We start from the raw sequence: 12,533 nt of genomic DNA, 5'->3' as shown, positions 1-12,533 counted from the left end.
CGCCACGAGTACATCCTCCTATTTCGTGTGATCGACACCTGATTCCGAGCGCGTCACTTGGAGCGCTAAACTCGGCGGTCGGCGATAGATTTAGCGTTAAAATATTGACTGCGCAAGCGATTCTGTATAATGCACGCAATAATCAGATTCTATGCTGGTTTTGGCGATGAACTAAGGTCGATGTGGCACTTCGATGGGCGGGAAGCGGAGGGACTGCGTGGAAAATCGTGACGGATCATCCCAAATCTTGGACTCACATTGCCATTTCTGGCAGCTCTCGCGCGGCGACTATGGCTGGCTCCAGACTGGAAGCGAATCTCTCTCCCCTATTCGAAAGGATTTCGGACCGTCCGATTATCCGGCCAAGCGCAACGTCATTGCAGTTCAGGCCGCACCAACGGTCGCGGAGACCGACTACCTACTGGCACTGGCAGCCCAGTACCCTTTCATCTTGGGTGTCGTTGGGTGGGTAGACTTCACTTCGAGTACTGCGGTCGAGACACTGAAAAGATGGTCGCCCAACACAAAGCTCAAGTCCGTGCGTCCGATGTTGCAGGATATCGAAGACACCAACTGGCTTCTGACCGCGCCACGATTGGATCTCTTGGATGCAGTCAAGCAACTAGGTCTGCGTTTCGACGCACTGATCACCGAACGCCACCTGCCCGTTCTGGCGAAATTCGCGGCGGAGAATCACGAAATCCCAATGGTTGTCGATCACGGTGCCAAACCAAAGCCGGGCGAAAAATCTGTTTGGGAAGAAGGAATGCGGGCGCTTTCTCGCGATGGCAGGATTCATTGCAAACTATCAGGACTTCTGACCGAGTTTTCCCGCGAGGAATTGCGCAATCCCAAGCATTATCTCGACACAATCTTCGGACGTCTCTTGGACTGGTTCGGACCCCACCGTCTGATGTGGGGCAGCGATTGGCCGGTTCTGACACTTTCTGCCGGCTACGAGGATTGGTTCGGCTACGTCGGCGAACTTCTCGACCAGCTTTCCCCCACGGAGCGCACTGCGATCATGGGCGGAACCGCGATCCGCTTCTACGGGATCCCCTGATGGTCCTGAGATCATCGGTGACAACCGACCTTCGACTTTCAGATCACACAACAGGAGCAGAGTGATGGATTTACACCTCCAGGGCAAAGTCGTTGTCGTCACAGGCGGCGGTTCCGGCATCGGAGCAGCGATCTGCGAGGTCCTTGCCGAGGAAGGCGCAAAGCCCGTGGTTCTCGCACGCCGCCGGCCGTCCGAAGAATGGCTTTCGGCAACCGGTGCGGATTTCCAGCAGGCCGAGCTCTCGAATGACGAGGCCTGCCGCGCAGCGGTCGGCGCGATCCGGGAGCGTCACGGTTCGATCCATGGCCTGGTCAACAATGCCGGCGCGAATGACGGTGTCGGGATCGACAAGGGGCCGGCCGCGTTCCGCGCCAGCCTCGATCAAAACCTCGTCCACTACTACACCATGGTGCACCTGCTGGCCGACGACCTCAGGGCAACCCAGGGGGCGATCGTCAACATATCCTCCAAGACCGCGCTGACTGGCCAAGGCGGCACATCCGCCTACATTGCAGCCAAGTCGGCGCAATTGGGGATGACGCGCGAGTGGGCTGTGGAGTTCCTGCCCGACAAGGTTCGCGTGAACGCGATCGTCGTCGCGGAGGTGATGACACCGCTGTACCGCCGCTGGCTCGACACGATGAGCGATCCGGAGGCGGCGTTAAAGGAAATCACCAACCGCATTCCGCTTGGACATCGCATGACGGAAGCCCGCGAGATCGGTGATGCCTGCGCGTTCCTCTTGTCGGATCGCTCGAACCATACGACCGGTCAGTGGATATTCCCGGATGGCGGCTATACCCATCTTGACCGATCGATCGGCGCCGGATCGCGCTAACAACACCGGAGGAAAACCATATGACCTTTAAACCCCACGGCAAACATCTGATCGCGGGAAACTGGATCGGCGGAGGAGCGACCTTCCAGAACGAGCCGGCGACGGGCGAAGCCTCGTCCTTCTCGATGGGCACTGTCGACCTCGTCGATCAGGCCTGCAACGCCGCCGAAGATGCCTTCTGGTCTTACGGCTGCAGCACAAGGGCCAGCCGCGCGGCATTCCTGAATGCGATCGCGGACGAGATCGAGGCCCGGGCTGCCGACATCACCGCCATCGGATGTCAGGAAACCGGCCTGCCTGAGGCGAGGCTGAACGGAGAACGCGGACGCACGACGGGCCAGCTGCGCCTTTTCGCCAAGGTCATTGAGGACGGTGACTATCTCGATGAACGCCACGACGCCGCCCTGCCCGACCGCCAGCCGCTTCCGCGCCCTGATCTCCGCCTGATCCAGCAGCCGGTCGGACCGGTTGCTGTGTTCGGTGCTTCGAATTTCCCGCTCGCCTTTTCGGTCGCCGGTGGCGATACCGCTGCGGCCTTGGCCGCAGGATGCCCCGTCGTCGTCAAGGGCCACACCTCCCACCCCGGCACCTCGGAAATCGTGGCCGAAGCCGTTCACGCCGCTATTCAGAAATGCGGCATTGCCCCTGGCATCTTCTCGCTCGTCCAGGGCGGGCGGCGCGATGTCGGCACGGCTCTCGTGCAGCATCCGATGATCAAGGCCGTCGGCTTCACCGGTTCGCTCGGCGGCGGACGGGCGCTCTTCGATCTCTGCGCCTCCCGCCTAGAGCCTATCCCGTTCTTCGGTGAACTGGGTTCGGTAAACCCGATGTTCGTGCTGCCGCATGCCCTCAAGGCAAGAGCCGCTGCCATTGCCAAGGGTTGGGCGGCGTCGATGACGGCATCCGCCGGGCAGCTTTGCACAAACCCGGGAATTGCCGTCGTTCCCGAGGGATCGGACGGCGACGCCTTCGTGGCATCGGTCGCGGACGCATTGAAGGCGATCGGCCCACAGACGATGCTGACATCGGGTATGGCAGACGCCTACCGCTCTGGAAAATCCCGCTTTGAAACGCGCAATTCGGTGAAGGCCGTCTATACCACCGACAGCAACGGGCGGAACGCATCGCCCAACCTTTACGAAGTGCCGATGAGCACCTTGCTCGACGACCATACGCTCGCGGAAGAAGTGTTTGGCCCGCTCAGCCTGGTCGTGCGTGTTCCCGGCGCGCAGGATCTGCCGTCGCTGGCCAAGAGTTTCGTGGGGCAGCTAACCGCCACGCTGCACATGGATGCCGAGGACACCGATCTGGCGCGCCGCCTGATGCCGATCCTGACGCGCAAGGCCGGTCGAGTTCTCGTCAACGGCTATCCGACCGGCGTCGAGGTGGTTGATAGCATGGTGCACGGCGGTCCCTACCCGGCCAGCACGAACTTCGGGGCGACGTCGGTCGGCACCATGTCGATCCGCCGGTTCCTCCGTCCCGTCTGTTTCCAGAACATGCCCGAGGGGCTTCTGCCCGTGGCATAGGCACGTTCTGTCATCCCGGTCAGCCGCGCTATCGGCTGACCGGCGCAATAGTCGACATGCCGAGCCTAGGACGATACAATCGCTTTCATCGAACGATCAAAGAGGCATGGGCTCCGAATTGCAACGCAAACAGACGTTGGCTGAAAAGCTAAGCCGGAGCCTCAGGGATGCCATCGTCAGCGGGGATATTGCGCCCGGGACCGTTTTGACGGAAGTCCCGCTGTCCCAGCTTGTCGGTTCCAGTCGGGTACCCGTACGAACCGCGCTGCAGGAGCTGATGGCGGAAGGCCTCATGCACCGCGCCGGAGCACACGGCTATATTGTCGGCCCCTCTGGGGTCGAGCCGATCCGCGTTCCCCTTGCACAATCCCTGGCCAGCCTGTCGATCCTCCACGAGCCTCGCATCAATTTCGCGTGGCAGACGCTTTACGACGACGTCGAGCAGAAGGTCGTGCACCGCTCGTTCTTCGGTCGCGCAAGGCTTAACGAGCATGAGCTCGCAAGGCATTATGGCGTGGGGCGCACCGTCGCCCGCGATGTGCTATCCAAATTGGAAACGCGCGGCATGATCGAGAAGGACGAGGCGTCCCGATGGTCTGTCGTCCCCTTGGACGAGCGACGCATCCTCGAGCTTTACGAACTGCGCGAACATCTCGAACCAGTCGCTCTTGCCGGCGCGTTGGCCCGGCTTACCGACGATGAGGTGGCCGCCATGACCGCGCGGCTGGCCGACGGAGCGAGCCGTTATCCGGCGATCTCGGCCGCCGAAATGTATGAACTCGAAGTCGATCTGCATGTCACCTGCGTGCAACGCACCGGGAACCGCGAACTTGCCAAGGCGCTGCAGCCGACGCATTGCCTGCTCACGCTATCGAAACATACCGTCGGCACCAAGGTCGAGAAGCTGCCGCGAGAGGCATTCTTCGACGAGCACGCGGCGGTGTTTGCCGCCATCCGCCTAGGCGACCCGACCAAGACGGAAGCCGCCATGCGTGCCCACATCAGAAGTTCGGTTGCCGGCGTCGTTGCGCGCGCCGAGATGGTTCGCCACGAGGGAACGACGGAGCCCGCGAGTTTCTTCGTGTGAACCGAGCCGGCCGCGATCACTTCTCCGATTGAAGCCCGGAGGCCAGCGGGAACGCGACAATAGTATCAATATGAGAGGAACCGGGACAACACGGGCTCCGGCGAATCCATATCCTTCACTCATGCCATATGTCTTGGGAGGACGAGTATGCGCGATGGTGGAGAACGGCGCGGGCCGTATGGGTCAGACTATCATCCTGATGATATCGAGGCGGCTCGCTTCGTCGAAGGCCGTCTTGGCGATGATGACGAGGTAGCTAGCTCCTGTCGCTTTGGCGGCAACTGCAAGCGCTGCCTGGCATCGCTGGAACAAGTCGCCACCTTCGGCGTCAGCGGCGCGACCGGGTGCTAAGTGTCTGCCGGGCCAAGAACCTTCGTCGCTCGGTTGGATTGTCCGGCTCGCCCGGCGTTGAACCGCCGCCGGTATTCGCGCGGGGTCTGGCCCTTGAGCGTCTTGAACTGCCGCCCGAAGTTTGCAAGCGAGCGATAGCCGACGGCCTCGGCGATCGATGCAATCGGCCGATCTCCCGCGATCAACTCGCCGCACGCTTCTCCGATCCGCAGTCGCGTGACGTATTCGCTGAGCGTCAAGCGCGTGTGCCGCAGGAACATGCGATGGAACGCGGACGTGCTGAGCGCGGCGAGCTCCTTCAGGTCGGCAACCCTGATCTCGTCCCGGTAATTCTTGTGGACGTGTTCGAGTACCCGGTCGATCCTCGAACCGGGTGCCTCGGTCGCTGGCGGTGCCTTGTTGGGCGCGCTCAGCGGAGCAGCACCCTCGTCCGTCGCAAGCGACAGGAGAATGGCCATCAGATCCATCAGCCGGTCGGCAGGCCGCTTGTCGAATATGGCTTCGATCGATGCGCGGACCCGATCGGACGCTTGCGGGGAAAACTGAAGCCCGCGGGAAGACCGCTCCAACATCGCGTTGATCGGTTTGAGTTCAGTCAGAAGTTCAGTGAGCCCCCGCGCCCATTCCGGCCGAAACCAGATCACCATAACGTTGTGGGGTTGATCCTCGTTAATCTTGCTGGATGACGACCAGGTATGTGGAAGGTGCGGCCCTAACAGCACTAGGTCCCCATCGTCATACGTCCCGACATGATCGCCGACGAAGCGGTGCCCGCGCGAGTTCGTGGTCAGCGTGAGTTCGAATTCCGGGTGATGATGCCACTCGAACGGAACGTTGGGGTGCCTCAGCGCCCGCACCATCGACCAGGAAGCGTCGTCAGCGACCACGACCTTTTCCAGAAACGGCTTCATGAAGTCTCCATCCCAAGACCGGCAAGCTCCGGCGAAACCTCCCTGCACCGGATTCCCTTCAGTTTAGCGCTAGAAACGGCGCTGGGAATAGACGCACCACGGAAATTCGGTCGTTTCGTCCGGAATGGCGCCATCATTCGCGAAGGGTCGGCCTCAATGTGCGATCGACCTGCATTGATCTCGCGCTGATTTAATAGACCCGAGGTGACGTCGAGCGCCGGATAGACGCGACAATAGTATCATTATTCAACACGGCGCTACCACATGGCCAGCGAGGCCTCGGATATCGTTCTCGAATGCCAGTTGGAGACTGGCTGTCAAGGAGGAGAAACGATGACCCACGCTACCGATATCAACAAGGACGACCATCCGACATCGAGCCGCGCCACGACGCCGCTCGCCCAGATCAACAAAAAGCTGCCCTTGCGCGTGCTCTCGGAGGAGGACTTCAAGCATTGGCAGAAATGCGGCTACGTGATCGTCCGCAACGCGGTGCCCAAGGAAAGCGTCGACCGCCTCAAGGCGATGCTCTGGGAGTTCGAGGAGAAGGACCCCAACGATCCGTCCACATGGGACGTCGCTTCACGCAACCCCGTTCCGGACGGCGCGGTTGCCAACACGGGCATGGTGGAGGTCTATCATCACCAGCTTCTCTGGAACAACCGGATGGAGCAGCGCATCTATGACGCCTTCGTCGACATCTGGGACATGGAAGACCTTTGGGTGTCGATCGACCGCGCAAACCTGAACACGCCGAACAGGGGCAAGCGCGCCTCCCCCGGCTTCATTCACTGGGACGCGGACACATCGCTTGATCCGCTGCCGATCGCGGTTCAAGGCGTGCTTTCGCTGGTCCATCAGGACGGCGGCGATATCGGCGGCTTCCAGTGCGTCCCGTATCTTTTCGAGCACTTCGACGAATGGGTGAAGACCCAGCCTGCGGACCGCGACCCGCACCGCCCTAACATGACCGGCATTGAGGACAAGGCGGTCAAGCTCGAGCTCTTCCCCGGCGATCTGATGATCTTCAACTCGCTGCTTGCCCACGGCGTCGCACCCAACACCTCGGAAAACAAGGTACGTATGGCGCAGTACATCTCCATGTTCCCCGCGGACGAACACGATCTCGTCGAGCGCGAAGCCCGTATCCGCTCGTGGCGCGAACGCGCTCCGATCGCGCGCGCCGGCTTCGTCGGCGATCCGCGTGGCCTGGAGAAGCTGCATGGCAAGACGGCGGAGCTCACGCCGCTCGGAGAAAAGCTGCTCGGCGTGAAAAGCTGGAATGCCTGATTAATCGCACTGGAAAACGTGTTGACCAAGACCGGGCTCCCATTCGTGGGAGCCCTTTTCGTAGCCGTGAGATTTCGAGTGCTTTAATTTGTCTCAGAGAAAAACTATCCTATCCGTAGAACGGGATTCTGCTAACATCTTCGACAATCGAGCGTTGAGCCATGCACACTGCTCGGTGATTGAAAGGAACGAATTCGACCTATGACGACGACGCGCCTCCTCCGCCATGTCAACTCCCAGAAGTGCCTTCGCCTGCTCCGTGACAGAGGTCCCCAGTCGAAGGCTGACCTTGCAAGAGAGCTTGGCGTCACCAAGACGACGGTGGGCTATGCCGTGGGCGAATTGATGGATGCCGGATTGGTCGTCGAGGTCGGCATCGAGCAGGGTGGGAGTTATCGAGGACGTCCGGGCAACGCGCTGACTTTGAACTCGAACGGCGCATATTTCGTGGGCGTCGAAGTCACACCGGAGCACCTGCTGGTAGTTCTCTGCGATTTCTCGCTGGCGATCGTCAAGCGCGTGACCATCCCCCTCAAGATCTCGGAGACGCCGGCTGACAATGTTGTCCCGAGAATCAGATCCATCGTCGATACAATGCTTCGGGAGAGCCGTCTCTCCGAGACTGATGTCTACGGCCTCGGCATGTCGGTTTCGGGTATCGTCACGCCAGCCGGCCGGGTCTTTATCCCGCCTGTCCGCCTGTGGAACGAGGTCGACCTGACGGTGCTGCTGACCGCAGCAATGCCGCGTGGCTGGGTCATCAAATGCTGCAACGACGCGGCCGCAACGGCCTTCCTCATCTCCGAACGATTGCCTGAGCGCGAGAAGGAGAGCCTGCTGGTTCTGGTCCTCGCCAACGGTATCGGCAGTGCAGTCGTTCGCAACGGCATCGTCGATCGTGGCGCACATGGGGTCGCAGGCGAAATCGGTCTGATGCGGCTGTCGGATGCGCTCTCGAATAGCGGCAACACGTTCCAGGACGGCGCCGGCTATGCACACTTCGCCAAGTTCATCGGCGCTGCCGAGGACCCGGAAGATGCCGTCAACGACTTGGCTGCGATCGGGGAACCCGATGAGGAGTTGCTTGAAACCCTCTCCGTGTGGTCGGACAGGCTCGCGGCGGCGTTCCTGAACGCGATCTACCTTCTCGACCCGGCGCTCATCGTGGTGTCGGGGCCGCTTTCTGTTCTCTATCCGAAGGTAGCGGAGAGAGTGGCCGAACGGCTGCAGGAGAAGTTCATTCCCGGATTGTCGGTGCCGCCGATCGTCGTCGATGGCCCCGGACAGCGCCTGCCCGCGGTCGGAGCGGCGGCCCTCATTCGCGAGGACCTGTTTCTCCTTCCAGCATTCAGTTCGGTCGCGGCCTGATTACCGTCCGCGAGCGACCGCGAAGCGCGCGAGGTCTTCGAGCGCGGTCTTCGCGTTCCGCGATCCGGTAACACTCCAGGCCTCCAGGAAACCGTGAATGGCGCGCGGATAGATCTTCAGCTCGACGGAGACGCCGGCGTAGCCGAGCTGTCGCGCCATCTCGATGTTTTCATCGTAGAGATTGTCGTGGCTCGCCACCGACAGAAATGTCGGCGGCAGCCCCCGCAAATCGGCCTTGATCGGGCTGATGAGAGGGTTGGCGGGATCGCCATCCTCGCCGAGGTAAAACGCCTGCGATGAGCGGACGCCCTCGGTGGTCATCGGTAACTCACCTCCGCCATAGCGTGCTGCCGACTCCCGTTCGTTTTCGAGATCGAAGCCGCCATAGATGAGCGCGAGCCCTGCAACATGGATTTTGTGTCGATCACGCAGGACAATTGCCGTGCTGATCGCCAGGTTCGCTCCCGCGGAATCTCCCATCAGGACGATCGGCGTGTTCGGCTCATCGAGGATAACCTGCCGGACAAAGCCTACGCAGGCTTCCATGTTGGCTGGAAAGCGAACTTCCGGAACCAGGGGGTATTCGAACCCGATCACCTTGACCGGGCCGTCGGCGGCGATCTGGCGCATGATCGGATCGTACACATCGAGATCGAGATGGCTCCAAGCGCCACCGTGCAGATAGACGACGGTCACGCCCTCGGCGAACGCAGGCCGATAGGTGCGATACCGCATTCCTTCGAACGCCCCTTCTTCGACAGTCTCAACGAACGGTATCGCACGGCCCGCCTCGTCACGGAGCCGTCGCGTCGCCGACCTGACATCCTCGATCGCCTCGGATGCCATCAGATCGTCCGCCGTCTTCAAATACCGGGCAAACGCCTGCATCTCTGGCCCCAATTCGTCATACACACTCATTCTTCGCCTCCTCCCAATTAACAATTTGACACAAGTCTTAGACTAAGACTATATGCAGGTTACGGAGGATACAAGACGCCAGCGGGATGTGGAGGATCAATTTAGTGCAGGTCTAAGACAAAGATTCGATGTCTTGGACTTTATTCCCGCCTGGTGACGGCATCCGACAGAAAACTCAGCGAGAAGGAGGAGAAGCTTGCAGAGTGTTCTTGAACTATCAAACGTGTCGAAGAATTTCGGCGCGATCCAGGCGCTTACCGATGTGTCGTTTTCAATCAAGCCTGCGGAAATCGTTGGCCTGATGGGCGATAATGGCGCAGGCAAGTCGACCCTTATCCGGGTGATCGCCGGCAATCACACACCCAGTTCCGGCAGCTACAGGCTCAACGGGACCGACGTCCATTTCACCAAGCCCGCTGAAGCCCGGGCAAGCGGCGTTGAGGTCGTCTATCAGGACCTCGCACTCTGCGACAATCTTTCGGCCTCAGCGAACGTCTTCCTCGGCCGGGAGATCATGCGCAAGATCGGCCCCTTCAAGTTCCTCGACCACGGCGCCATGCGCCGGCGAGCCGTGGAGATTTTCCGCGAACTGAAGACCGAGACGCGCGCCCGCGATCTGGTGGCGCGCATGTCCGGCGGCCAACGCCAGGCCGTGGCAATCGCCCGCACGCGCCTCGCCCAGTCGAAGATCGTTCTCATGGACGAGCCGACCGCGGCAATCTCGGTTCGTCAGGTCGCCGAGGTTCTGGCGCTGATCAAACGCCTTAGAGACCAGGGCACGGCGATCGTTCTCGTATCGCACCGAATGCCCGATGTCTTCGAGGTCTGCGATCGCGTCATCGTGATGCGCCGTGGCCAGAAGGTCGCGGACAAAGCAATCGCCAGCACCTCGCCCCAGGAAATCACCGCGCTGATTACCGGCGCCCAGGCCAGCGCCTGATCAATTCTGAGAGCGAACATGACCGATCAAACCAATTCGACCGCAGGGTCGCCAAATCTCACGGGTTCAAACGCCGCCGATCTGGACGCAGTTCTGGACAAGCGCGAACGCAGTATCCTGAGAGCATTTCTGCACAGCCAGGAATTCTGGATCCTGCTCGTCGTCATCTTGCTGTGTATCGTCGTCGGTGCCGTTGCGCCCAAGTTCCTGTCCGTCGCCAATCTATCCAACATCCTGCAGAACTTCGCCTTCGTCGCACTGATGGCGATCGGAATGACGCCGGTCATCATGACCGGTGGCATCGACATCTCGTCGGGTTCGAACCTCGGCCTCTGCGCGATCTCCCTGGCAATCATGCTGAATGGCGGCATGCCATTCTTTCCGGCGGTGGTTTTGACCATGGCGGTGGGTGGTTTTGCCGGCGCAATCAACGGCTTCCTGATCACCGTTATGAAGATGCCGCCCTTCATCGTCACACTCGGGATGATGAGCGTCTTGAGATCGATCACGCTTGTCATCTCGCGCAACCAGGTCTTTTACGACTTCGGACCGGGCGGCGACATGCTGTCGGCTATCGGCGGTGGCACGGTTCTCGGCATTCCCACGGTGTTGATCGCAGTCTTGATTGCGACAATCGCCATGCAGTTCGCACTGACGATGACGCGTTGGGGTCGCTACGTGAAGGCGATCGGCGGCAACCAGAACGCCGCGGAACTGACGGGCCTGCCTGTCTATGCGATCAAGCTCTCTGTCTACATCCTCATGGGTGTGATCACCGCGCTGACCTCCGTGTTTTTGCTCGGCTGGCTTGGGGCGGCGACCAACGTGCTCGGCACCGGACAGGAGCTTCAGGTCATCGCGGGGTCGGTCATCGGCGGAGCGAACCTGATGGGCGGATATGGCAGCGCGCCAGGTGCCGTCGTCGGCTCGCTTCTGATCGAGGTTATCCGCAATTCGCTGCTCTTGGCCGGGGTCGATCCCTTCTGGCAGGGAACCTTCGTCGGGGCATTCATCATCTTCGCCGTCTGGCTGGAGCGACTGCGCATGTCGCGCCAATAGGCCACCGCTCGCCGGTGACCACAGGAGGAATTGCGCGAGACCAAAGCATACTGAGCAAAACCACACTGAGCCAAACCACACTGAGATTGTCGAGGAGGACATCAACGTGAATTCGAAATACAAAGCAAAGCAGGCATTGGCAGCACTGGCGGTGCTGGGAGGAGTGGCCACGGCACTGCCGGCGGGCGCATCCGCCGCCGAGACATACGCACTCATCCCAAAGGGCCTGATCGATCCCTTCGGCGCGAAGATGAAGGACGGTTGCGAGGCAGCCGCCAAGGAGATCGGCGTCACCTGCCTGTTTGTCGGCCCGACAAGCAATGACGAAGGCGCCCAGATCCAGACGCTGAACGATATGGTGACGCGCGGCCTTGATGGCATCGCCATCGCGCCCAAGAACCCGAAGTCGGTGGCTCGCTTCATTCAGAAAGCCAAGGATTCCGGCGTTCCCGTCATTACCTTCGACAGCGATCTACCCGAAGAAAATCAGAGCCTCCGCACCACCTTCGTCGGCACCGACAACTACAATTTCGGCGTCACGCTGGCCAAGAAGGTCATCGAGATGAAACCCAAGGGCGGCAGCGTCTGCATCCAGTCCGGAACGCCGGGTTCGATCAACCTCGATACCCGCGTCCAGGGCGTGCGCGATACGCTGGCAGGCTCGGACCGGACCAAGCCGGTCGCCAAGCTCGATGGCCAGAACGGCTGGACCGAACCGTCGGGATGCCCGCTCTACAACAACGACGATATCACGCTGGCGGCCCAGCAGCTCAACGATCTGGTCATCGCACACCCCGATCTCGATGCACTGATCGCGGTCGGCGGTTGGGCACAGTATGCGCCCGATGCCTATAAGCGGGCGATGAACCGGGTCAAGGAGCGGATCGATTCCCATCAGTTCGTCATCTCGTTCGGCGATGCAGAACCGCCGCAGATGCCGCTGCTGAAGGCCGGACTGAGCAGCTTCAACGTCGGCCAGAACCCCTACCAGATCGGCTACAAGGCGCTGATGGCGCTCCACGACCTCAAGGCCGGCAAGACGGTTCCGCCGTCGATCGACACCGGGTTCGTGACCTGCACACCGGAGCAGGCCGATACCTGCGGCAAGTGAGACCTCCCTGTCCTGCGCCCAGCAGCGGCTCGCCAAAAGTCACGGCCATCTGGCCGTGACTTCCAAAC

General features: G+C 60.9%; 12 protein-coding genes. 9 read left to right on the top strand and 3 right to left on the bottom strand.

What is annotated here, in order from left to right:
- Positions 1 to 217: 217 nt before the first annotated feature.
- From ACIQUB_RS26645 to ACIQUB_RS26630, 4 genes are all read left to right on the top strand, one after another.
- Entirely contained in the window at positions 218 to 1,063 is an 846-nt protein-coding gene (locus ACIQUB_RS26645; protein ID WP_402933798.1) for an amidohydrolase family protein, read from the top strand.
- 64 nt (positions 1,064 to 1,127) lie between these two features.
- Complete coding sequence (locus ACIQUB_RS26640; RefSeq protein ID WP_402933795.1) at positions 1,128 to 1,901, top strand: SDR family oxidoreductase; 774 nt, start codon at positions 1,128 to 1,130, stop codon at positions 1,899 to 1,901.
- A 20-nt stretch (positions 1,902 to 1,921) separates the two neighbouring features.
- Positions 1,922 to 3,430 carry an aldehyde dehydrogenase (NADP(+)) gene (locus ACIQUB_RS26635; protein WP_402933792.1) on the top strand — a complete coding sequence of 503 codons (1,509 nt, stop codon included), beginning with the start codon at positions 1,922 to 1,924 and terminating at the stop codon, positions 3,428 to 3,430.
- Positions 3,431 to 3,536: 106 nt separating this feature from the next.
- Entirely contained in the window at positions 3,537 to 4,517 is a 981-nt protein-coding gene (locus ACIQUB_RS26630; protein WP_402933789.1) for an FCD domain-containing protein, read from the top strand.
- A 183-nt stretch (positions 4,518 to 4,700) separates the two neighbouring features.
- Here ACIQUB_RS26630 and ACIQUB_RS26625 read toward each other — a convergent pair whose 3' ends face one another.
- Both ACIQUB_RS26625 and ACIQUB_RS26620 read right to left on the bottom strand, forming a co-directional pair.
- A complete protein-coding gene (locus tag ACIQUB_RS26625; protein ID WP_402933786.1) occupies positions 4,701 to 4,829 on the bottom strand; it encodes a hypothetical protein in 129 nt (42 codons plus the stop codon).
- A 35-nt stretch (positions 4,830 to 4,864) separates the two neighbouring features.
- Positions 4,865 to 5,779 carry a helix-turn-helix domain-containing protein gene (locus ACIQUB_RS26620; RefSeq protein ID WP_402933783.1) on the bottom strand — a complete coding sequence of 305 codons (915 nt, stop codon included), beginning with the start codon at positions 5,777 to 5,779 and terminating at the stop codon, positions 4,865 to 4,867.
- 333 nt (positions 5,780 to 6,112) lie between these two features.
- On the opposite strand from ACIQUB_RS26620, the gene ACIQUB_RS26615 reads away from it, so the two are divergent.
- Complete coding sequence (locus ACIQUB_RS26615; RefSeq protein ID WP_402933780.1) at positions 6,113 to 7,069, top strand: phytanoyl-CoA dioxygenase family protein; 957 nt, start codon at positions 6,113 to 6,115, stop codon at positions 7,067 to 7,069.
- Positions 7,070 to 7,270: 201 nt separating this feature from the next.
- Positions 7,271 to 8,437, top strand: coding sequence for an ROK family protein (locus tag ACIQUB_RS26610; RefSeq protein WP_402933777.1), 1,167 nt, complete (start codon positions 7,271 to 7,273; stop codon positions 8,435 to 8,437).
- Here ACIQUB_RS26610 and ACIQUB_RS26605 read toward each other — a convergent pair whose 3' ends face one another.
- The gene (locus ACIQUB_RS26605; RefSeq protein ID WP_402933774.1) at positions 8,438 to 9,355 is read right to left on the bottom strand and encodes an alpha/beta hydrolase; all 918 of its coding nucleotides are present in this window, start codon (positions 9,353 to 9,355) and stop codon (positions 8,438 to 8,440) included.
- Between the two features lie 196 nt (positions 9,356 to 9,551).
- Here ACIQUB_RS26605 and ACIQUB_RS26600 point away from each other — a divergent pair, with 196 nt between their 5' ends.
- The 3 genes from ACIQUB_RS26600 to ACIQUB_RS26590 all read left to right on the top strand — a co-directional run bounded on the left by ACIQUB_RS26600 (position 9,552) and on the right by ACIQUB_RS26590 (position 12,465).
- Complete coding sequence (locus ACIQUB_RS26600; protein ID WP_402933771.1) at positions 9,552 to 10,295, top strand: ATP-binding cassette domain-containing protein; 744 nt, start codon at positions 9,552 to 9,554, stop codon at positions 10,293 to 10,295.
- An 18-nt stretch (positions 10,296 to 10,313) separates the two neighbouring features.
- On the top strand, positions 10,314 to 11,354 hold the full coding sequence (locus ACIQUB_RS26595) for an ABC transporter permease (RefSeq protein WP_402933769.1): 1,041 nt from the start codon (positions 10,314 to 10,316) through the stop codon (positions 11,352 to 11,354).
- A 106-nt stretch (positions 11,355 to 11,460) separates the two neighbouring features.
- On the top strand, positions 11,461 to 12,465 hold the full coding sequence (locus tag ACIQUB_RS26590) for a sugar-binding protein (RefSeq protein ID WP_018897649.1): 1,005 nt from the start codon (positions 11,461 to 11,463) through the stop codon (positions 12,463 to 12,465).
- Positions 12,466 to 12,533: the final 68 nt, after the last annotated feature.

Origin of the sequence: Rhizobium sp. NPDC090275, assembly GCF_044772225.1 — a bacterium.
Lineage (GTDB): Bacteria > Pseudomonadota > Alphaproteobacteria > Rhizobiales > Rhizobiaceae > Rhizobium.
Note: the sequence above shows the minus strand (reverse complement) of the source record. Positions and strands in the feature narration are given on the sequence as shown.

Coding starts and splice junctions, on each gene's coding strand:
- ACIQUB_RS26610 (WP_402933777.1), top strand. CDS start 7,271: ATGACGACGACGCGCCTCCTCCGCCATGTCAACTCCCAGAAGTGCCTT.
- ACIQUB_RS26595 (WP_402933769.1), top strand. CDS start 10,314: ATGACCGATCAAACCAATTCGACCGCAGGGTCGCCAAATCTCACGGGT.
- ACIQUB_RS26640 (WP_402933795.1), top strand. CDS start 1,128: ATGGATTTACACCTCCAGGGCAAAGTCGTTGTCGTCACAGGCGGCGGT.
- ACIQUB_RS26605 (WP_402933774.1), bottom strand. CDS start 9,355: ATGAGTGTGTATGACGAATTGGGGCCAGAGATGCAGGCGTTTGCCCGG.
- ACIQUB_RS26635 (WP_402933792.1), top strand. CDS start 1,922: ATGACCTTTAAACCCCACGGCAAACATCTGATCGCGGGAAACTGGATC.
- ACIQUB_RS26620 (WP_402933783.1), bottom strand. CDS start 5,779: ATGAAGCCGTTTCTGGAAAAGGTCGTGGTCGCTGACGACGCTTCCTGG.
- ACIQUB_RS26615 (WP_402933780.1), top strand. CDS start 6,113: ATGACCCACGCTACCGATATCAACAAGGACGACCATCCGACATCGAGC.
- ACIQUB_RS26630 (WP_402933789.1), top strand. CDS start 3,537: ATGGGCTCCGAATTGCAACGCAAACAGACGTTGGCTGAAAAGCTAAGC.